17 protein-coding genes and 1 pseudogene are annotated in these 17,940 nt (G+C 56.6%); 2 read left to right on the top strand and 16 right to left on the bottom strand.

The features are described 5' to 3' along the window. Positions 1-428: 428 nt before the first annotated feature. The 10 genes from CH74_RS18255 to nrdR form a co-directional block, all read right to left on the bottom strand. Positions 429-1,379 carry a phosphoribosyltransferase gene (locus CH74_RS18255; RefSeq protein ID WP_082140372.1) on the bottom strand — a complete coding sequence of 317 codons (951 nt, stop codon included), beginning with the start codon at positions 1,377-1,379 and terminating at the stop codon, positions 429-431. Between the two features lie 520 nt (positions 1,380-1,899). Continuing rightward, positions 1,900-4,323: an endopeptidase La gene (lon, locus tag CH74_RS09860; RefSeq protein ID WP_048307272.1), complete on the bottom strand. Its 2,424-nt coding sequence runs from the start codon at positions 4,321-4,323 to the stop codon at positions 1,900-1,902. 103 nt (positions 4,324-4,426) lie between these two features. Then, a complete protein-coding gene (locus CH74_RS09855; RefSeq protein WP_048307271.1) occupies positions 4,427-5,710 on the bottom strand; it encodes a DUF945 family protein in 1,284 nt (427 codons plus the stop codon). 19 nt (positions 5,711-5,729) lie between these two features. After that, complete coding sequence (locus CH74_RS09850; RefSeq protein ID WP_048307270.1) at positions 5,730-6,203, bottom strand: phosphatidylglycerophosphatase A; 474 nt, start codon at positions 6,201-6,203, stop codon at positions 5,730-5,732. Continuing rightward, positions 6,200-7,195 (bottom strand): thiamine-phosphate kinase, encoded by a 996-nt coding sequence (thiL, locus tag CH74_RS09845; RefSeq protein ID WP_253273026.1) that lies wholly within the window; start codon positions 7,193-7,195, stop codon positions 6,200-6,202. Before thiL ends, CH74_RS09850 begins: the two co-directional genes overlap by 4 nt. After that, on the bottom strand, positions 7,167-7,667 hold the full coding sequence (gene nusB, locus CH74_RS09840; RefSeq protein WP_048307268.1) for a transcription antitermination factor NusB: 501 nt from the start codon (positions 7,665-7,667) through the stop codon (positions 7,167-7,169). The genes thiL and nusB overlap by 29 nt, the downstream gene beginning before the upstream one ends. Next, positions 7,664-8,146 carry a 6,7-dimethyl-8-ribityllumazine synthase gene (gene ribE, locus CH74_RS09835; protein ID WP_048307267.1) on the bottom strand — a complete coding sequence of 161 codons (483 nt, stop codon included), beginning with the start codon at positions 8,144-8,146 and terminating at the stop codon, positions 7,664-7,666. Before ribE ends, nusB begins: the two co-directional genes overlap by 4 nt. Positions 8,147-8,227: 81 nt before the next feature. Then, positions 8,228-9,415 (bottom strand): bifunctional 3,4-dihydroxy-2-butanone-4-phosphate synthase/GTP cyclohydrolase II, encoded by a 1,188-nt coding sequence (gene ribBA / locus CH74_RS09830; RefSeq protein WP_048307266.1) that lies wholly within the window; start codon positions 9,413-9,415, stop codon positions 8,228-8,230. A gap of 166 nt (positions 9,416-9,581) precedes the next feature. Continuing rightward, entirely contained in the window at positions 9,582-10,712 is a 1,131-nt protein-coding gene (gene ribD / locus CH74_RS09825; RefSeq protein WP_048307265.1) for a bifunctional diaminohydroxyphosphoribosylaminopyrimidine deaminase/5-amino-6-(5-phosphoribosylamino)uracil reductase RibD, read from the bottom strand. 3 nt (positions 10,713-10,715) lie between these two features. Next, positions 10,716-11,198, bottom strand: a complete 483-nt coding sequence (nrdR, locus tag CH74_RS09820; protein ID WP_048307264.1) for a transcriptional regulator NrdR — start codon at positions 11,196-11,198, stop codon at positions 10,716-10,718. Between the two features lie 135 nt (positions 11,199-11,333). Here nrdR and CH74_RS09815 point away from each other — a divergent pair, with 135 nt between their 5' ends. Both CH74_RS09815 and CH74_RS09810 read left to right on the top strand, forming a co-directional pair. Then, complete coding sequence (locus tag CH74_RS09815) at positions 11,334-11,582, top strand: GlsB/YeaQ/YmgE family stress response membrane protein (RefSeq protein ID WP_048307263.1); 249 nt, start codon at positions 11,334-11,336, stop codon at positions 11,580-11,582. Between the two features lie 91 nt (positions 11,583-11,673). Continuing rightward, positions 11,674-12,186: a gluconokinase gene (locus CH74_RS09810; protein ID WP_048307262.1), complete on the top strand. Its 513-nt coding sequence runs from the start codon at positions 11,674-11,676 to the stop codon at positions 12,184-12,186. Here the strand turns inward: CH74_RS09810 and CH74_RS09805 are convergent. The 6 genes and pseudogenes from CH74_RS09805 to CH74_RS09780 all read right to left on the bottom strand — a co-directional run bounded on the left by CH74_RS09805 (position 12,183) and on the right by CH74_RS09780 (position 17,939). Continuing rightward, complete coding sequence (locus CH74_RS09805; RefSeq protein WP_048307260.1) at positions 12,183-13,097, bottom strand: 2-dehydro-3-deoxygalactonokinase; 915 nt, start codon at positions 13,095-13,097, stop codon at positions 12,183-12,185. The genes CH74_RS09810 and CH74_RS09805 overlap by 4 nt on opposite strands. After that, complete coding sequence (locus tag CH74_RS09800; RefSeq protein ID WP_048307258.1) at positions 13,094-13,780, bottom strand: 2-dehydro-3-deoxy-6-phosphogalactonate aldolase; 687 nt, start codon at positions 13,778-13,780, stop codon at positions 13,094-13,096. Before CH74_RS09800 ends, CH74_RS09805 begins: the two co-directional genes overlap by 4 nt. Before the next feature lie 15 nt (positions 13,781-13,795). Then, a complete protein-coding gene (locus tag CH74_RS09795) occupies positions 13,796-15,097 on the bottom strand; it encodes a TRAP transporter large permease subunit (protein ID WP_048307257.1) in 1,302 nt (433 codons plus the stop codon). Further along, positions 15,097-15,725, bottom strand: a pseudogene (locus CH74_RS09790) (TRAP transporter small permease subunit). Before CH74_RS09790 ends, CH74_RS09795 begins: the two are co-directional and overlap by 1 nt. Before the next feature lie 392 nt (positions 15,726-16,117). Further along, the gene (locus tag CH74_RS09785) at positions 16,118-17,137 is read right to left on the bottom strand and encodes a TRAP transporter substrate-binding protein (protein ID WP_048307256.1); all 1,020 of its coding nucleotides are present in this window, start codon (positions 17,135-17,137) and stop codon (positions 16,118-16,120) included. A 10-nt stretch (positions 17,138-17,147) separates the two neighbouring features. Continuing rightward, entirely contained in the window at positions 17,148-17,939 is a 792-nt protein-coding gene (locus CH74_RS09780; protein ID WP_048307255.1) for a FadR/GntR family transcriptional regulator, read from the bottom strand. Position 17,940: the final 1 nt, after the last annotated feature.

Here is a 17,940-nt window from a genome sequence, read left to right as displayed (position 1 = left end):
ATCTAGGTTGAGTGAGAAGGTATCATGTCATCGACATTAGAGGAGATAGCGTATGTGTTGCTCCGAAGAAAGCCTTGAGCTGATGGAAGTCTGGTTCGTTTTGGAGTGCGAATTGGAAGTGCTGGAAGAATATACCACTGAAACACTGAAGAAGGCCGCTTGATCGGCTGAATTCGAGTGGCAGCAATCGATTGGAATCGTGACGATAAACCGTCAGAATTATCAAGGCCCGCCCTGTGCGGGCCTTGGCCTTTACGGTGCCACCACTCAGCTTTGGCGCCGATTGAGAAGGGCAAGATTTCAATAGGGTGGCTTTGGGCATTGGGCGCGCCGAAAGCACTTTTGCGACACAGCTGGTCTTTTTCGAAGCTATCTTGGTATTAGCATGAAGAACCCGTTAAACGTGGGTGACAGCTCGCAGGGCTGCTTCAGGCATAAGGAATCCATTTTTTTACCAGCTTCTTTGTTCTGGCTACATTTATCTTCAAAAGATTCGTCTTACCATATTTCAAAACTGATTCAATGGATGGCTTCACCATAGCATTGGTTTGCGTACAAAAAACTGGCTTACCGGACGCATTGGCAATATGTTGCGCGTGTTTGAAATCACCCTCTACAAAGAAATTGAGGTCCGAGTTTTCCTTATAGAAATCGGCTTTTAGATCGCGATATACCTGTGCTTTTGGTGTGATATCCCTGTCATTGAAATCCGCCATGATCAGATTGACATAGCTTACCTTATGATATGAAAGCCAGCTCTCGACCAAATTTCGCGACTGCTCAGGCTGTTTGGTCACCAATGAATGAATCTTGTAGGTAGGCAGAATAAGAGGCTTGGTTTTTTCAATGAAAGCAGCGATGTCTTGTTTCTTGGCCTGCTCCACTTCGTGACTATTCAAAATCACCCCATCAAGAGCCACACAAGCGCGCTCCAAGGCAACGCAGTGCCACATGTTCCACTGAAATACCCGAGGCGACGATAGATATTTCAAACACACATCGACTTTGGGGATACCAATAGCATTGCCGTATATTGCGAGTGTGGTTATGTCGCAAGGACAATCTTCAGGTATTTGGTCAAGTACTCTTGAAATCGAGGCGCCCGTATTCACACTGTCATCAACAATTAAAATTTTTCTGGCATCCCAGGCGTTGCGTATCTCTTTTCGAGTGTTTCTTGTATTTCCTTTTACAAGACTATGATTTTTTAGAAAATCATTCAAAGTCGTACAATCAATGTTGAGCAAAAGACTCAGCATGTAGGCAGGAATCACGCCACTTCGTGGAATGGCTACTACTAATTCGTAGCCTTTAGATTGCACCTTATCGATATTGCTAAAGATGTCACTGCTAAGCTCCGCATAGGATTTGAAGTTCATTTTTGTAGGCCATGATGACTATCAACATTTTAGAAATATCGTCCTTGTGCGAACTTTACTCTACAAGCAGCTCTTTCCTTGAGCTTCAAAACCAATTGCTTAATTGAACTAAAAAACAACAAACAGATACATTTTGCTACGCTTAGCGCCAATATTGCTCATTACAGATAATACCTACCGATCAAAAACCGTACTATCGGTTTCAAGCATCACTTGGAAATACTTATCGGTACATTTGAGGCAATCTCATGCGCGCATCACCGCGCTCAGACGGTGGCAGATATTGCCATATCGCTTACCTGGATGAAAGAAAATCTCTTAAACGATATTGTCGTTCATTTATATAAAACGTTAGCAACTAAAACATGCGAAGCGTAACGAAAGAAAGGATTACTACTTAGCTCTTGAATTTCAAAGTGATTGTCTTTCGATATTTTAACGGAATGTGGCCGCCGACAACCTAAGTAAAGTGAATAGGTTGAGCCGGTCGGCCACTATCAGAAATAATTCTTTGACGCTGTTAGCCAAAGACTATTTTAGCCACATCTTTATACTGCTTGGCAAAGTGTACCGTCATACCCTCTTTAAGATGCTCCGGAAGTTCATCGTAATCGCGACGATTGGCATGCGGAAGAATCAACTCGAAGATATCGCTTCTGCGCGCAGCAATCACCTTCTCGCGAATACCCCCTACCGGCAGCACCTGCCCGGTCAGAGTCAGCTCACCGGTCATTGCCATGGGTCGATCGATATCCTGATGTCGAGCCAGAGAAATCAACGCCGTGGCCATGGTAACGCCGGCAGAAGGCCCGTCTTTGGGGGTCGCCCCTTCCGGCACATGTAAATGGACGAACGCCTCGTTGAAGAAGTCTGCATCGGCACCGTACTCGCCGAGATGACCCAGCACATAGCTGTAGGCAATATTGGCGGACTCCTGCATCACGTCACCAAGCTTACCGGTAAGCTTGAAGCCTCGTGTCAGGGCATGCACCTTCGATGCCTCTATGGGCAGCGTCGCACCGCCCATGGAGGTCCAGGCCAGACCTGTCACCACGCCGACGCCCTGCAGCACGTTCTCACGCCGGAACAAGGGCGCACCAAGATATTCCTCGAGATTATTGACCGAGATCTTCGCCGTTTGCTGGTCGCTTTCCAAAAGCTTGACCGCCGCCTTGCGCACGATGCGGTGCAGCTGCTTCTCCAACTGACGCACCCCGGCTTCCCGAGCGTAGCCTTCGATGACCTGACGCAGCGCCGTATCGGTGAGATTGATACGCTTCTTGGGTATCTTGTCTCGCTTGAGCAGTTTCGGCCAAAGGTGATGCTTGGCAATGGCCATCTTCTCTTCGGCGATATAACCGGAAAGACGAATCTGCTCCATGCGATCGAGCAGCGCGGGAGGAATGGTATCGAGCTGGTTGGCGGTGCACACGAACAGCACCTTGGAAAGATCCAGGCGTACATCGAGATAATGATCGAGAAAATCGACGTTCTGCTCCGGATCGAGTACTTCGAGCAGCGCCGAGGCAGGGTCACCCTGAAACGACTGCCCCATCTTGTCGATCTCATCGAGCATGATTACCGGGTTCTCGACCTTGACCTCTTTCAGGGCTTGCACCAATTTACCGGGCATGGCGCCAATATAGGTCCGCCGGTGCCCCTTGATCTCCGCCTCGTCCCGCATGCCCCCAACAGAAAAGCGATAGAACTCGCGCCCCAATGCCTCAGCGATGGAACGCCCCACCGAGGTCTTGCCCACCCCAGGTGGCCCAACCAGCAAAATGATGGAACCGCCTACATCACCTTTGAAGGTGCCTTCCGCCAGGAACTCGATGATGCGTTCCTTGACATCCTTCAAGCCGTCGTGATCGCGATCGAGCACCGTGCGGGCATGATTCAGATCGAGCTGATCATCCGAGGTCACACCCCAAGGCAAGGCAGTCAGCCAATCCAGATAGTTGCGGGTAGTGCCGTACTCCGGCGAGCCGGTTTCGAGCACCGAGAGCTTGTCGAGTTCATCGTCGATGCGGCTCATGACTCGTTCGGGAACCGTCAGATTGTCCAAGCGCGCGCGGAAGGTATCGACATCGTTGGCGCGATCGTCCTTGGAGATCCCAAGCTCCTTCTGGATCACCTTGAGCTGCTCGCGCAGGAAGAACTCGCGCTGGCGGTCCTGCATTTGGGCATTGACCTGCTCGCTGATCTCGGTCTGCAGCTGGGCGACCTCGATTTCCTTGCGCAGAAGTGGCAACACTTTCTGCATGCGCGACATCACCGGCAGGGTCTCGAGAATGCCCTGCAGCTCCGGTCCTTTGGCGGAGGTGATGGCCGCGGCAAAATCCGTCAGCGGTCCCGGTTCGTGGGGGCTGAAGCGGTTGAGGTAGTGCTTGAGTTCTTCACCGTACAGCGGATTGATCGGCAACAGCTCCTTGATGCCATTGATCAGTGCCATGGCATAGGCACGGGTCTCGTCGGTTTCCTTATCGACGGGCTCTTTGGGATAGCTCACTTCGACCAAATATGGCGGCTTCTTCGACAGCCAGCGCTGGATGCGAAAACGACGCATGCCCTGAGCAATGAATTGGATCTGCTGATCCTCGCCCTGAGCCTTGTGCACCTTCACGGCCGTACCAACACTTGGGAAATGCGCATAGTCGAGCTCGTCCACCTCGACATCGCCGACAAAAGCCAAACCCACGGTATGGTGAGGCGTATCGGCAATGCGCTGTATGGTCTCCTCCCAACGCTCACGATGAATGACCAGCGGTTGCACCTGAGCGGGAAAAAATGGCCGGTTATGAATGGGCAGCAGATAGATGCGCTCGGGTAAATACTCCTGAGTAGGCACCATGGCACCGGATTGCGTCTTTGATTTGCTCTGCTGCGGCTCTTCGTTGAACTCTTCGGTGAGTAAGTCCTGATCGTCTTGACTATGTTCGCTCATCATTCACCTTGCATACGTGGGCCGGGTTGGCCGATATGTCTTGTGGATGCGGGCGATGGACGGCAAGTTCAAGAGCCGGCTAACATCACAGCTGAAATGAGTGTCAGAAAAGCGGCGGTAACGGTTTGTCGTTGATCAGCAGATTGCCTTGCTTGACCTGCATTTCGAACTGGCGAGTATCTGGAGATAGCCCGAGCTGCAGTGCCAGGAGCGGCGGCACTCCTTTCCAACTGAAGCTGCCGTTCAGGCGTTCGCGCCATGCCTGGGTATTTCCGTTCAGCAAATCGTTGATGCTTAGCGTCTGACTATCATCACCCGCGAAGACCAACTCGCCGCTGCCACGAACATCCACTCCGAACAGCGGGCTTCGCAAGGTAATGCCTTCAAGAGTGAAACGAGGCGAATCCATCAACGTGGCCAGCAGAACTGGCTCGAGGCGCTCAATGAGTGCGTTGCGCTCTGCATCGCTGAGTGACCAGAAATCACTGGCCTGCTCCTCGACCAACGTAGCAAACTGCGCTTGCAAACGACGAACGGCATCGCCGTTGAGCCGCTCTAGCCTGGCGTTGAGACGGCCAGAAAGCATTGACTCCCCTGCGACTCGTGCCTCGTCCAGGGCGACGCTCCCATTAATAGCAAATTGCTCATCAAGCTGGGTATCGCTTTCATAGCGTAAACCCAGCAGAGTAATCGGCGCCTGCTGCCGGGCATCGTACTGCAGTTGCTCGAGGACCAGCTCACTGTGCTGAGAAAGATAGTCGCCGCCGGCAACCCGATAACGACTGTCGATACGCAAAGGCCCTGCAATCAGCCTGGTCGTTGCATTCTGCCACTGTAACGGTGTAATGACGCCTTCAATGCGTATATCGCTTGCGTGGCCGTCGAACGTGAATTCGGCGCCCTCCGATGACAGTTGCTCACCTTCTCGGGTCAGCACAAAAGAAGGAATGTTAAGACGGCCTTCGGCGCGTCGATCAAGGGTATGCAGCGTGGTGACCCAACGGGGTTCTGCAGAGTCCAGCACATCACCGAACAGGACAGTCTCTCCTTGGTGCAAGCCACTCTGTAGAGATTCGAACTCACTCGAGTCTAGATAAGCCTGTAGAGCACCATCGAGCCGGGTGCTTAACAGTCCATGCCGAGCAACGTAGGGCGTGATCAACCACCACGCCTGTTCGCCAACCGGGGTGATTTTCAAACGACCGCTGGAATGAAACCAGCCGCGCTCGACTTCATCTCGGGTTACCTGCCACTGTTGATTTGCGCGTAGATTCTCAAGAGTGCGCGTAAGTTCTCGCTCAAAGACATGACTGGAATAGGCTTGGGCGCCCAGATATCCCGCTCCAAGTACTGCAACGATGACAACTACTAACCAGATCTTACGCATGACGTTCTCTTGAATTAACTCAGTGTAGCCAGAACCACAGATGCATCACGCTCCAGGCCAACACGCCTGCCAGTATGTCATCCAGCATGATGCCGAAGCCGCCGGCGACCCGCCGATCGACCCAGCGAATTGGCCAGGGCTTGATGATGTCGAAGACTCGGAACACCACAAAGCCCCACAGAGCAGACTCCCAGGAGAACGGTACCGCCGCCATGGTGATCCAGTAGCCGACAAACTCATCCCAGACGATACCCGAATGATCGTGAACGCCCAGATCACGGGAGGTCTTGTCACACAGCCAGATACCCAGGAGGCTGGCAAACAGCACTAGGCCGAGATACCAGGAGAGCGTCAGATCGGACATCAACCAGTAGAAAGGGATCGCCGCCAGCGTGCCAAAGGTACCCGGCGCAAAAGGCACTGCACCGCTGCCTAGACCAAACGCAAAGAAGTGGGTGGGGCGTCGCCAGACGCTGGACGGCGCACGATTCATGACGCTCCTCCCCCGAAATGCTGCCAGCCGCCGATGAGTTCGGCATCGATGCCGGCAATGCCAGGTGTTTCTGTCAAATGCCCGATCACGGTCAAGGTATCACCACTGACGGCCAAACGCTGACGGGCGACATCGACAACCGCGGGCGGAAGACTGAACAGCAGCTCGTAATCGTCTCCTCCCGTCAACGCCGCGCGGCGTGCCGCGTCCTGCCCCAGGGCAGTCTCGAGCCCCGCAACCAGAGGCAGCTGTGAAAGATTCAGTTCAGCGCCTACCCCGCTGGCCTGACAAATATGTCCCAGATCCGCTAGAAGCCCATCGGAAATGTCGATGGCACAGTGGGCCAGATCATTCAGTATCAAACCGGCAGCGAGTCGAGGCCGAGGCAGCAGATATGTCTTGAGCAGTTCATGTTCGAGATCCCGCTCACCGGCTTGCCAGGCTTTCAAACCGCCCAGCCCACCGCCTAGCGCCCCGGTAACTGCCAGCAAATCGCCGGCCTGACCGCCGCTGCGACGCAAGGCTTGATTCGGCGGCACTTCGCCATGAACGGTCACGCTGATGCTCAACTGACCGCGGGTTACGTCACCTCCAATCAGACAGACGTCGCTTTCCCGACACAGCGCATGAAAGCCGTCGCTGAAGTCGGCAACCCAGGTTTCGTCCACTTGTGGAATCGTCAGCGCCATGGTGCACCAGCGTGCCCGGGCGCCCATGGCGGCCAGATCGCTCAGGGCAACGGCGAGTGCGCGATGACCTACCGCGTAGGCAGGCGCCGCGGCGGGAAAATGCACGTCGACCACCGAAGTATCGACGCTTACCGCCAGCTGATGCCCCGGGCTTGGCGACAACAACGCGCAGTCGTCCCCTGGACCCAGCACCAGACCGGACGCCTTGCCTTCATCGCGACCCGCGAGATAGCGAGCGATAAGCTCGAACTCGCCTAGGTCGCGACGTGGCCTATCAGCGGCGCCGGGCATTGACCTCGGCATTTCTGAGTCGTGCGGCAAGCTTGTCGAGGATGCCATTGACATACTTGTGGCCGTCGGTTGCGCCAAAGGACTTGGCCAGCTCGACGCCTTCATTGATCACCACGCGATAGGGTACTTCGGGGCGTTTCGCCAGCTCGTAGGCTCCCAAGCGTAAAATGGCGAGTTCGATGGGGTCCAGATCCTTGATACGTCGATCCAGTAGCGGCTCGATCGACGCATCCAGATCGGCACGCTCACGTATTACGTTGTGAAGCAGCTCATGAAACAGTGCCAGATCGGCGATCTCCATCACCTTGGACCAGTTCTCATGATCCTCGAGATCATCATCCGCCACTTGGCTGCGAAATTCGGCTTCCAGGCTGGTAGCAGACTTGCCGTTGAGCTGCCATTGATAAAGTCCCTGAATCGTCAGCTCCCTAGCCGCATGTCGAGCCTGACCGGCGTTTACCGCATTTCGCCTGGCGGCACTCATTCCTTCCCTCCCAACCGTTTCAACAAGGACACCATCTCCATGGCGGCCATGGCCGCCTCGGTGCCCTTGTTGCCGGCCTTGGTACCGGATCGCTCGATGGCCTGCTCAATGGAGTTGACGGTAAGAACGCCATTGGCGATAGGAGTCTCGAACTCCAGTTGAAGATTGCCTAGCGCGGCGTTGCAGCCACCAGCCACATACTCGAAATGCGGCGTACCGCCACGAATCACAGCCCCCAGGGCAATGACCGCATCGGGTTTGATCAAACGCAGCGCCCGCTTGACCGCCAGCGGCAGCTCCCAAGCGCCGGGAACATGCACGATATCGATATTGTCTTCATCGACTCCATGGCGCGTCAGACTATCGATGGCGCCTTCCACCAGGCTATCGACCACATGATGATTGAAACGACCAACGACGATGACGTAACGACCGTCGACATCGGTAAAGGAGCCTTCGACTTGGGTGATCGGTTGCATAGTCAATCCTGGCGAAAAAAGTCTATTCTAACGTCTAACCGGTTTTCCAACCGATTTCTCTGGCAGGTCTTTCTATTCGTCCTATTCGTCTGCCGGGGCATCCCCGCTCAAGAGCTCGACTACCTCCAGATCGAAACCGGAGAGCGCGGAGAACTTCCAGGGCGAGCTGAGCAGACGCATCTTGCTCACCCCAAGCCGACGCAATATCTGCGACCCGGTACCAATCATCAAGTAATTACCCGAACCGTCGGAGTCCGTGGAACGCGGCATTCGCGCACGGCCCAGAAAGACGTCCAGCTGGGTCTTGAAATCCAAGGGGCCTCGCCCATCATCGAGCAGCACCAGCACCCCTGCGTCCGCCTGGGCGATCGTCTCAAGTGCCGCATGGGCGGTCCAGCCCCTGCCTTCCGGGCGCTGCAGCATCAGCACGTCACGTAGAGTGTCCGCCAGGTGAACTCGCACCGTGGTGGGTACGTCAGGCGTGGGTTTTCCCTTGACCAGGGCTACATGGTGGGCCCCTTGAATGCGATCACGAAAGACATTCAATGTCAGATCGCCAACGGCGGTCTGCACCGGGACTTGCTCGGTGAGCTCGATGGTCTGCTCGTTGTGAATACGATAATGAATCAGATCGGCGATGGTACCCATCTTCACATCGTGCTCGAGAGCAAATTGCTCGAGTTCGCCGCGCCGGGCCATGCTGCCATCTTCGTTCATGACCTCGCAGATCACGCCGCTTGGATCAAGACCTGCCATGGCGGCCAGATCGCAGGCCGCCTCGGTGTGTCCGGCACGACGCAGCACGCCGCCGGGCTCCGCCATCAACGGAAAGATATGCCCTGGCTGAACGATATCGGCAGCCTTTGCGTCTCGAGCCACCGCCGCACGTACCGTACGGGCCCTATCAGCCGCGGAGATGCCGGTGGTCACGCCCTGAGCGGCTTCAATGGAAAGCGTGAACTTGGTGCCGAAACCGGAGTTGTTGTCACGCACCATCAACGGCAGATTGAGCCGTTCGCAGCGTTCTCGGGTCATGGGTAAACAGATCAGGCCCCGGGCATGGCGGGCCATGAAATTGATATGGGCCGCTTCGACCTTTTCCGCGGCCATGATGATATCGCCTTCATTCTCGCGATCCTCGTCGTCCATGAGGATGACCATCCGGCCCTGGCGAATCTCCTCGATCAGCTCTTCGATGCTGGCCAGCGTCGAGGCAGGCGAATCCTTGGAAGTGCTCTTGCCGGAGGGCTGAGAAGAGGAAGGTGACATGAATTCTCCACGATGTATTACTGACAAACTCGTCGGTGAATAACGACAACATCCGGTCTGATCCTGGAGTTTCAGCCGGTCAGATCGGGCTCAGGGTACCTGCACCCGGGCAATGGCGCCAGCCCTTCGGGCCTCAACGATCCCGAGCATGACGGCTTTGACACTGTCAGCCCCGATGTTTCGGGCGGGCAATAATACGCCAATCATGACCAATGGCGCGAATGTCGTCGATCTGCAACGCGCGCTGTTGCGCCATGCGCTCCAGGCCAGGTAGCGCGAATAGCGGGCGCGCTTCTCCCCCTAGCAGGATGGGCGCTACGAACAAATGCATTTCGTCGATCAAATCCGCATCAAGCATGGCCCCAGCCAGGGTCGCACCGGTTTCCAGCAGCACCTCGTTGCAACTCTCCTGATCGGCCAGGTACTCCAGCAGCGCCTGCAAATCGACGCGCCCCTGTGCTTCACAGGCAAGTACGACGACTTGCGCACCGGCCTGCTCGCGCGCTTCACGGCGCGCCTGGTCGTTACTGCACGTGGCGATCAGGGTGCGCCCTGGCTCGCGCAAACATGCCGCCGCAAGGGGCAGGCGAAGATGTGAGTCGATCACTACCCGCAGCGGCTGATGGCGGCCAATCGTTTCATCTTGATCCAGATTCAACTGCTCGGGTCGTACCGTGAGCCGGGAATTATCGAAGATGATGGATTCGACGCCTGTCATTACCGCACTGGAGCGCGCGCGCAGGCGCTGCACCTCGGTACGTGCCGCCGGGCCGGTGATCCACTGGGATTCGCCGCTAGCCATGGCGGTTCGCGCATCGAGACTCATGGCCATCTTCAGGCGCACGAAGGGACGCTTGCGCTCCATGCGCGCAATGAACCCCGGGTTCAGGGCCCGGGCTTGGGTTTCGAGCAGACCGACCTCGACCTCGATCCCTGCTGCTTCAAGCAGAGCAATACCGCGACCAGCAACCAAGGGGTTAGGATCTTGCATGGCGATGACCACCCGGGCGACGCCGGCTTCGATCAGTGCCTGGCAGCAAGGACCGGTACGCCCCTGATGGGAACAGGGTTCGAGTGTGACAAAGGCAGTCGCGCCTCGCGCATCCTCATCGGCATGTCGAAGCGCGTTAATCTCCGCATGGGGCTCCCCTGCGTACTGATGCCAGCCCTCACCGATCAAACGATCATTCTTGATCAGCACGCAGCCGACTCGCGGATTAGGATCGGTGCTATAGAGACCGCGCCGGGCCAGCACAAGCGCTCGGGCCATCCAGGTTTCCGGGATCATGGTCGTCATTGCCTACTGCTCATCCTCTTGAGAAGAGAATCCAGGCTCCTGGGCCAGACGGTCGATCTCGGCGCGAAACTCATCGAGATCCTGAAAGCGTCGATAGACGGACGCAAAGCGAATATAAGCCACTTGATCGAGTCGCTTGAGCGCATGCATCACTTCTCCGCCGATCTCTCGCGCGTCAACCTCGCGCTCGCCCCGGGCTCGCAGACGTTGGCGGATACGTTCTACCGCCGCTTCGATGGACTCGGCGCTTACCGGGCGTTTTTCCAGGGCACGCAACATGCCTGCCCGCAGCTTGGCTTCATTGAAATCTTCCCGAGAGTCGTCGGCCTTGATGACGCGAGGCATGATCAGCTCAGCAGTTTCGTAGGTAGTGAAGCGCTCACCACAGCTTGCACACTGGCGACGACGGCGCACCTGATCACCTTCGGCGACCAGGCGCGAGTCAGTTACCCGGGTATCTTGAGATCCACAAAAAGGACAGTGCATGAGCAGGCATCCAGCATGAGCATGTGATCTTTATTGTACCGGCTTGATCTACTTATAGTGCAAGATGCTAAGTCTTGTCGTATCTAGTCGTTACCTCCATTATAGAGGGCTCATTCCCAAGCGTAAGGAAACACCATGGGTATTCTTGCCTGGATCGTTTTCGGTCTCATTGCCGGCGTCATTGCCAAACTCATCATGCCCGGCAAAGACCCTGGTGGCTTCATCGTCACCATCATCATCGGTATTCTGGGCGCCGTGGTCGGCGGCTGGATCGGCTCGGCGCTGGGTTTTGGCTCGGTCACCGGCTTCAACCTGGGCAGCTTCGTCGTAGCGGTGCTGGGTGCCATCGTATTGCTGGTCATCTATCGGATGGTGAAGAAGTAACGGCTCTTGGCTTTTCTCCTCGGTGCGGTGCGCCGAGGAGAAACCTTCTAATAGAAAACAACCTTTCCTATCATATCGATCTTCAACCGCAATGAATGATTCAGCGCGCTGCATACTGGTAATGGGAGTTTCCGGCTCGGGGAAATCCCATATCGGCCGGGATATCGCTGTTGCGATGGGGGCTGAGTTCATCGATGCGGATGACCACCATAGCCCTTTGAACGTGGCCAAGATGGCGCGTGGAGAGCCTCTTGACGACGAGGATCGTAAAGAGTGGCTTATGACGCTAAGCGATCTCTTTGATCATTATCGCCGGCAGGGACGCGACGTGGTGATCGCCTGCTCCGCTCTCAAGAAGCGCTATCGTGATGTCTTGCGCCAAGGCGCGCCGGCATTGAACATTCTTTATCTGGAGGCTAGCCGTAACGTGCTGCTAAAGCGACTGAGCGCTCGCAAAACACACTTTTTCACCGGCGAACACATGCTCGACAGTCAGCTGCAAACCCTGGAGCCGCCGAACGATGACGAAGCCATCTGTCTGGATGTTCGCTATTCCCCGAAAGCCATCGTCGAGCGCTTTCTTGCCCAGCTGAACGAGCGCTAGGAATTACGGTGGCGCCTAGCCAGAGCGCATATTCCTGCCAAGATAGCGCTGTCGCTGTCGACTTCCTGAACGATAAACCCCTCTTTTTCCAAGGCCTGCCGATAAAGCGCGTTGAGCGTACTGGAGCCGACCAGCAGTATCTTATTGGCGTCAGGAAACAATGCTCGCTGAGTACGGACTTCACTGCCGATCAGCACCCCGGAGATAAAACTGCCTACCTGGGTGGCGGCAAGCCCGGCATATAAATGCCGACTGCGCGCCTCGAACAGGGCATGTAACGGGCCCGAGGGATGTCGCGCCGCCTCCATGCCCTGCTCAAAGCCTTTTTCATCGAAGGCTTCACTGCCTCGATCAGGTTCACCGGGCAGGGTATGAAAGCGCACCGCATGATATAGCTCGCCGGTCATCAGGGTCGTGAAATCGACCATCCGCCCTGCCTCCAGGCGCACCCACTTGCTGTGAGTGCCCGGCAGACAGCACAGCGCCGTGTCATCACTGTTCATGGCGAGAGCACCAAAGGCCTGGATTTCCTCCCCGCGCATGACATCCACCTGATCGACCGTCACCACCTTGACCCCGGGCGCTATCCAGGCGTTATCGAGCCCAGGCGCTGCCACGACATGATCCGCCAGATCGCTGGCGCTCACCGGAAGATCTAGCTGAGGTGCCTCACTCCAGCCTCGGGCAGAGCCAACCATGCCGGCAAGATAAACCGGCACGCGCCCTTCATCACGCCAATCATCAATCTGTGCAGCGCAGTAATGCGGGAACTCCGCACTGCTCAAGGCGCGCAGCCCCGCCTCGGAGCGCCGGCTCTCCAGACACTCACCGCTGCTGGCATCAACCAGAAAGGCGCGGAAATTGCTGGTTCCCCAATCGATCGCAATCAAGCGTTCTGGCAGTTGATTCATGCATCCGCCTCACGCTCGAAGAACTCCGCCTGGATTTGCGTCTCCCGCACTCGGCGCCATTCGGCGATCAGTTCCCGACCATGATCCTCCACCTTCTTTGCCGTCCAGCCAGGGCGATAGACACTGCCGCCGAAGCCAAACCCATCGATGCCGGCGCTCATCCATTCGCTCATGTTGTCCTTGCCAATGCCGCCCACGGCAAAGACCGGCAGTTCCGGCGGCAGCACCGCCTTGAGATCCTTGAAGTAACCGACACCCAGGCGTGCCGCGGGAAAGAGTTTCAAGGTCGTGGCTCCTGCCGCTACGGCGGCCAGGGCCTCTGTCGGCGTCATGCAGCCAATCATCGGCGCAAGCCCTTGAGCCACTGCCTCGTTGATCACCGCGGTATTCGTATTGGGTGTAATGAGAATTGGTGCATCGAGCTCGGCAAGTCGCGCGCAGGCCGCTGGATCGAGCACCGTGCCCGCCCCGATCACCACGTCTTCGGGGCAGCGCTTGGCAATGCGTTCGATACTCTCGAAGGCAGAAGGCGAATTGAGCGGAATTTCAATCATCTTGAAGCCGATCTCAACCAGCGCATCAAAGATCCCGTCTATCTCCTCGGGTCGCACGCCTCTCAGAATGGCGACCAAGGGCAATTTCTCGAGAGCCGCCTGCAGGGCAGCTCGACGTGTTTCGTTCATGCTCGACTCCTATTCTCAAACCAACCACATCGCAAGATTCGGCCACACCAACAGTGCCATCAACACGCACAGCTGAATCGCGATGAACGGCAGCAAGGATACGAAGATATCCTTGAGGCTGATGCCAGGTGGCGCCACCCCCTTGAGATAAAAGGCGGCGGGACCAAAGGGCGGCGACAGGAACGACACCTGCATGTTGACCGCAAACAGAATGCCGAACCAGATCGGGCTGTAGCCTAACTGCTCGACGATGGGCACGAAGATCGGCAGGGTCAGCATGGCAACGCCAATCCAGTCGAGGAACATGCCCAGCATCAGCAGAATGCCCATCATCACCAGGATGATCATGATCGGCTCGACGTCCAATCCCAAAATCAACTGGGAGATGAAACGATTGCCACCCATCAGATTGTAGACCCCCACCAGGGCGGCTGCGCCGATACCGATCCAGATGATCATGCCGCAGGTGGTCAGGGTCTGGCTCAGGCTCTCGTGCAGGGTCTTGAAGGAGAACTCGCCACGTCCGACCACCGCCAATAGCACACCGAACACCCCCATCGCTGCCGCCTCGGTGACCGAGGCCACCCCGCCATAGATCGATCCCAGCACCATGAAAGCAATCAGGCCCGGGATGATGATTGCCTTGAGCGCCTTCCCTTTGGTAGCGAACCCTTCCTGGCGATCCGCCTCGGTCATGGGCGGTCCCAGCTTGGGATTTTTCAAGCAGCGCACCAGAATGTAGGCAATGTAGCTGCCCATCAGAATCATCGCCGGGGTGATGGCCGCGGTGAACAGATCGGCGATGGATTCGCTGGCAATCAGACCGTAAATGATCAACACAATAGAGGGCGGCATCATGGTCCCCAGGGAGCCGCCGGCGCACACTACCCCGATGGAAAGATGTTTGTCGTAACCAAGCCGCAGCATCTGGGGCAAGGCAAGAATGCCCAATAGCACTATTTCACCGCCAATGATCCCGGATAGCGCCGCCAGGAAGAACGCCACCACCACGGTCTGAATGGCGACACCGCCGGGCAGACGGCCGGCAAATACCCGCATGGCGTTGAATAGATCCTTGGCGATCCCGGATCGATCGAGCAAGGATGCCATCAACACGAACATCGGCACCGCCACCAGGGAGTATTCCGTGACGAAGCCATAGACCCGACTGGTCACCAGAGGCAGCGCATTGGGGCCGAACCAGCCAAAAGTGAAGGCCAAGGCGACGAGCCCCGTAACGAAGGCCAGGGGCAGGCCAGTCACCAGCAGGGCAAAGATCGCCCCAACGAGCAGCAGCGTTCCGTCCGCGATTTCCATCAGCGTGCCTCCCCTGCGTCCTCGACGCGATCATCGGGTCGCGCGCGTAACGATTGAACGAGATGAATCAGTGACTGCACGCACATGATGATCAGCGCCAGCATGATCACACCCTTGACCAACGCTGGAAAAGGCGGATTCCAGTAGGTGCCGGAGCGTTCCAGCGACCACTCGCCCAACGGGTTGTGGGAAGCGTCCCAGAACATGACATAGGCGCGTAGCTCATTCCTACGCAAAAACCAAGGGTCACCAGATCGTTGAAGCGATCGAGCCACAGTTTGAAACGCGGCCCGACGGTGTCATAGAGCACCCGCACGCGAATGTGGCGATTGCTGGCCAGAGCCACCGGGCCGCCCAAGGAAAAACTCACCGCCACCAGCATGACCACGGACTCATGTACCCAGGAGGTGGGGGAATCAAAGCCGTAGCGCATGATGACCTCGAAAACACTGATCGCCATGGCGATGAATATCAGCCAGGCGGCGCCTCGTCCGCACCAGACTATTCCCTTGTCGAACCTGCTTCTGACCGGGTCAGGCTGAGTCGTGGCTTCTCCGGAGGTCGGGCCGGCGAGTTCGTCTTCCTCGGGCTTTGGAGAACCCTTATTAGAAGGTGGGTGTGGTGACATGACCTATCCTCTAAACAAAAAACAGAAGGAATCCGAGCAGATTCCTTCAGTGTGCTTGGGAGCCCGATTCGTTGAGCAATGATGACACCCGCATCGCTCGCTGAAGCGAGCTCCTACCAATAAACGAAATCGTTGGCTTTTGTAGGAGCCCGATTTATCGGGCGATGGGGAGACCCCTATCGCTCGCTGAAGCAAGCTCCTACCAACAAGCAAGACCGCCGACTTTTGCGGGGGCCCGAATTATCGGGCGATGGGGAGACCCCATCGCTTGCTGATGCGAGCTCCTACCAATAAACGAAACCGTTAGCTTTTGTAGGAGCCCGATTTATCGGGCGATGGGGAGACCCCATCGCTTGCTGATGCGAGCTCCCGCATGCATAAGCACGTTAGTCTTACATCAGATCGTTTTCTTTGAGATAGGCGGTCACCGAGTCATAAACCTTGCGGGTCATGTCGTTCTTCTCGGCCCAGGCAGCCCATTCTTCTTCGGCGATGTTACGAAACTTGGCGCGTTCCTCATCGGGCAGGTCGATAATCTCGATGTCCGGGTTCTGACGCACCTCTTCCACCGCTTTCTGATCGAGCTCTTTGAGCTTGGCCACCATCTCGTCGCCCATGTCGACGACGGTGCTTTCAAGCATGCTTTTCAGATCGTCCGGCAGGCTATCCCAGATATCCTTGTTGAGAGACACCGCCACCATGGGCAGGGAGTGAAAGCCCGGATAGCTGGGATACGGCGCGAACTCGTACAGCCCTTGCTGGTAATTGGTAGCGAAAACGGTGTAGTCCGCCGCATCGATGACGCCCTTTTCCAGGGCGGTATAGACCTCGGAGCCGGGCAGATTTACCGGTGTGGCACCGGCTTTCTCGAAGATGTTGTAGACCATGCCCTCCGGAGCACGCAGCTTCAGCCCCTTAAGATCGTCAACGGTGCGAATCGGTCGCTTGGAAGGCAAGGCTTCGAGGCCCGTTGCCGCGGCGCCAATCAGATGCAGGCCATAAGGCTCGACCAGCTCGTTGTAGAGCTCTTCACCCCCGGCATTGCGCATGTAGTCGAGAAATTCCTCGGGATCGCCCCAGGCACCGACTAGGTTACCCAACATGCCGAAGGCCGGATTCTGCCCGGTGAAGTAGCTGGGATCGGTCAGATGCCCCTGCAGGATGCCGGACTTGACCGCCTGTAGGGTCTGGTTGGCTTGAACCACCGCATTGACCGGTAGGATCTCGATCTGAATGCGACCGTCGGATTTTTCCTCGACCTCGTCGGCCCAGGCCTTCTTGATCTCGAACTGAGGCTCGCCGGAGGTTTCCGAGGTCTGGAAGGTCCATTCATATTCCGCGGCCTGGGCGTTGAAGGCCAATGTGCCGAGCACCGCAACGGTAAGCGACTTGAGGGGCATACGTGACATCATGAGCGTCTCCTTACACATCTGTTGTTTGAACTTCGTGCGTTGTTACTTGGGATTCGAGAACCGGCAGAACCGAAAATAGCTCTTTCAGCCCCAAGTCCCTTCCGGTGCGCTCCAGCACCGCCAGTGCCGCCTCGGCAGCCTGTTGCGGCTGGCGCAGGCGAATGGCTTCCATGACCCGACGATGACGCTCCATGCTGTCTTGAAGCTCATCGGCACTGTGATTGGATTTTTCCACCAAAAGGGCAATGGCAGGCTTCAGCACATGGCTGATCTGTGCCCAGACAAGGTTGTGGGACGCCGTGAAGATCGCTTCATGAAAATCGACGTCGTATTCATTGTGGGTACGCCCTTCCCAGCATAAATCACTTTGTTCAAGGGCATTGATCATGCCGTCATAGGCGATTTCAATCGCCAATAGATCCACGGCGGTGGCATGCTCTGCGGCCAGGCGCGCGACGAAGGGCTCCACGGCAATGCGGAAGGCGAATATTTCGCGCTGAATACTCGGGTTGGGTTGAGCGAACCGTGCCAACCAGGCGCTGACCCGAGGGTCGAGCAGATGCCACTCGGCCAGCTCTCGCACTCGCGTGCCCTGTCCGGAAATACGTTTCAACAGGCCTACGGCCACTAATAACTGGAGAGCACTGCGTACGGTGCTACGACTGACACCAAACTGATCGCACAGATCAACCTCGCGAGGCACAAAATCCCCTGGCCGGTAACGACCGCTGAAGATGGCTTCAGCCAAGTATTCGGCGATGTCCGGGCGCCCAGAGCGACTCTTGTCTACAGTGCGACTCATG

Source organism: Halomonas sp. PR-M31, from assembly GCF_001039575.1.
Lineage (GTDB): Bacteria > Pseudomonadota > Gammaproteobacteria > Pseudomonadales > Halomonadaceae > Modicisalibacter.
This window is presented reverse-complemented; position numbering and strand designations above follow the sequence as displayed.

Excerpts from the sequence above, each read along its gene's own strand:
- CH74_RS09810 (WP_048307262.1), top strand. The coding sequence starts at position 11,674 with ATGAATGATTCAGCGCGCTGCATACTGGTAATGGGAGTTTCCGGCTCG.
- ribBA (WP_048307266.1), bottom strand. The coding sequence starts at position 9,415 with ATGTCACCTTCCTCTTCTCAGCCCTCCGGCAAGAGCACTTCCAAGGAT.
- CH74_RS09855 (WP_048307271.1), bottom strand. The coding sequence starts at position 5,710 with ATGCGTAAGATCTGGTTAGTAGTTGTCATCGTTGCAGTACTTGGAGCG.
- nusB (WP_048307268.1), bottom strand. The coding sequence starts at position 7,667 with ATGAGTGCCGCCAGGCGAAATGCGGTAAACGCCGGTCAGGCTCGACAT.
- CH74_RS09785 (WP_048307256.1), bottom strand. The coding sequence starts at position 17,137 with ATGATGTCACGTATGCCCCTCAAGTCGCTTACCGTTGCGGTGCTCGGC.
- CH74_RS09780 (WP_048307255.1), bottom strand. The coding sequence starts at position 17,939 with ATGAGTCGCACTGTAGACAAGAGTCGCTCTGGGCGCCCGGACATCGCC.
- ribE (WP_048307267.1), bottom strand. The coding sequence starts at position 8,146 with ATGCAACCGATCACCCAAGTCGAAGGCTCCTTTACCGATGTCGACGGT.
- thiL (WP_253273026.1), bottom strand. The coding sequence starts at position 7,195 with ATGCCGAGGTCAATGCCCGGCGCCGCTGATAGGCCACGTCGCGACCTA.
- CH74_RS09795 (WP_048307257.1), bottom strand. The coding sequence starts at position 15,097 with ATGGAAATCGCGGACGGAACGCTGCTGCTCGTTGGGGCGATCTTTGCC.
- nrdR (WP_048307264.1), bottom strand. The coding sequence starts at position 11,198 with ATGCACTGTCCTTTTTGTGGATCTCAAGATACCCGGGTAACTGACTCG.
- CH74_RS09800 (WP_048307258.1), bottom strand. The coding sequence starts at position 13,780 with ATGAACGAAACACGTCGAGCTGCCCTGCAGGCGGCTCTCGAGAAATTG.
- ribD (WP_048307265.1), bottom strand. The coding sequence starts at position 10,712 with ATGACGACCATGATCCCGGAAACCTGGATGGCCCGAGCGCTTGTGCTG.
- CH74_RS18255 (WP_082140372.1), bottom strand. The coding sequence starts at position 1,379 with ATGAACTTCAAATCCTATGCGGAGCTTAGCAGTGACATCTTTAGCAAT.
- CH74_RS09805 (WP_048307260.1), bottom strand. The coding sequence starts at position 13,097 with ATGAATCAACTGCCAGAACGCTTGATTGCGATCGATTGGGGAACCAGC.
- lon (WP_048307272.1), bottom strand. The coding sequence starts at position 4,323 with ATGAGCGAACATAGTCAAGACGATCAGGACTTACTCACCGAAGAGTTC.
- CH74_RS09850 (WP_048307270.1), bottom strand. The coding sequence starts at position 6,203 with ATGAATCGTGCGCCGTCCAGCGTCTGGCGACGCCCCACCCACTTCTTT.
- CH74_RS09815 (WP_048307263.1), top strand. The coding sequence starts at position 11,334 with ATGGGTATTCTTGCCTGGATCGTTTTCGGTCTCATTGCCGGCGTCATT.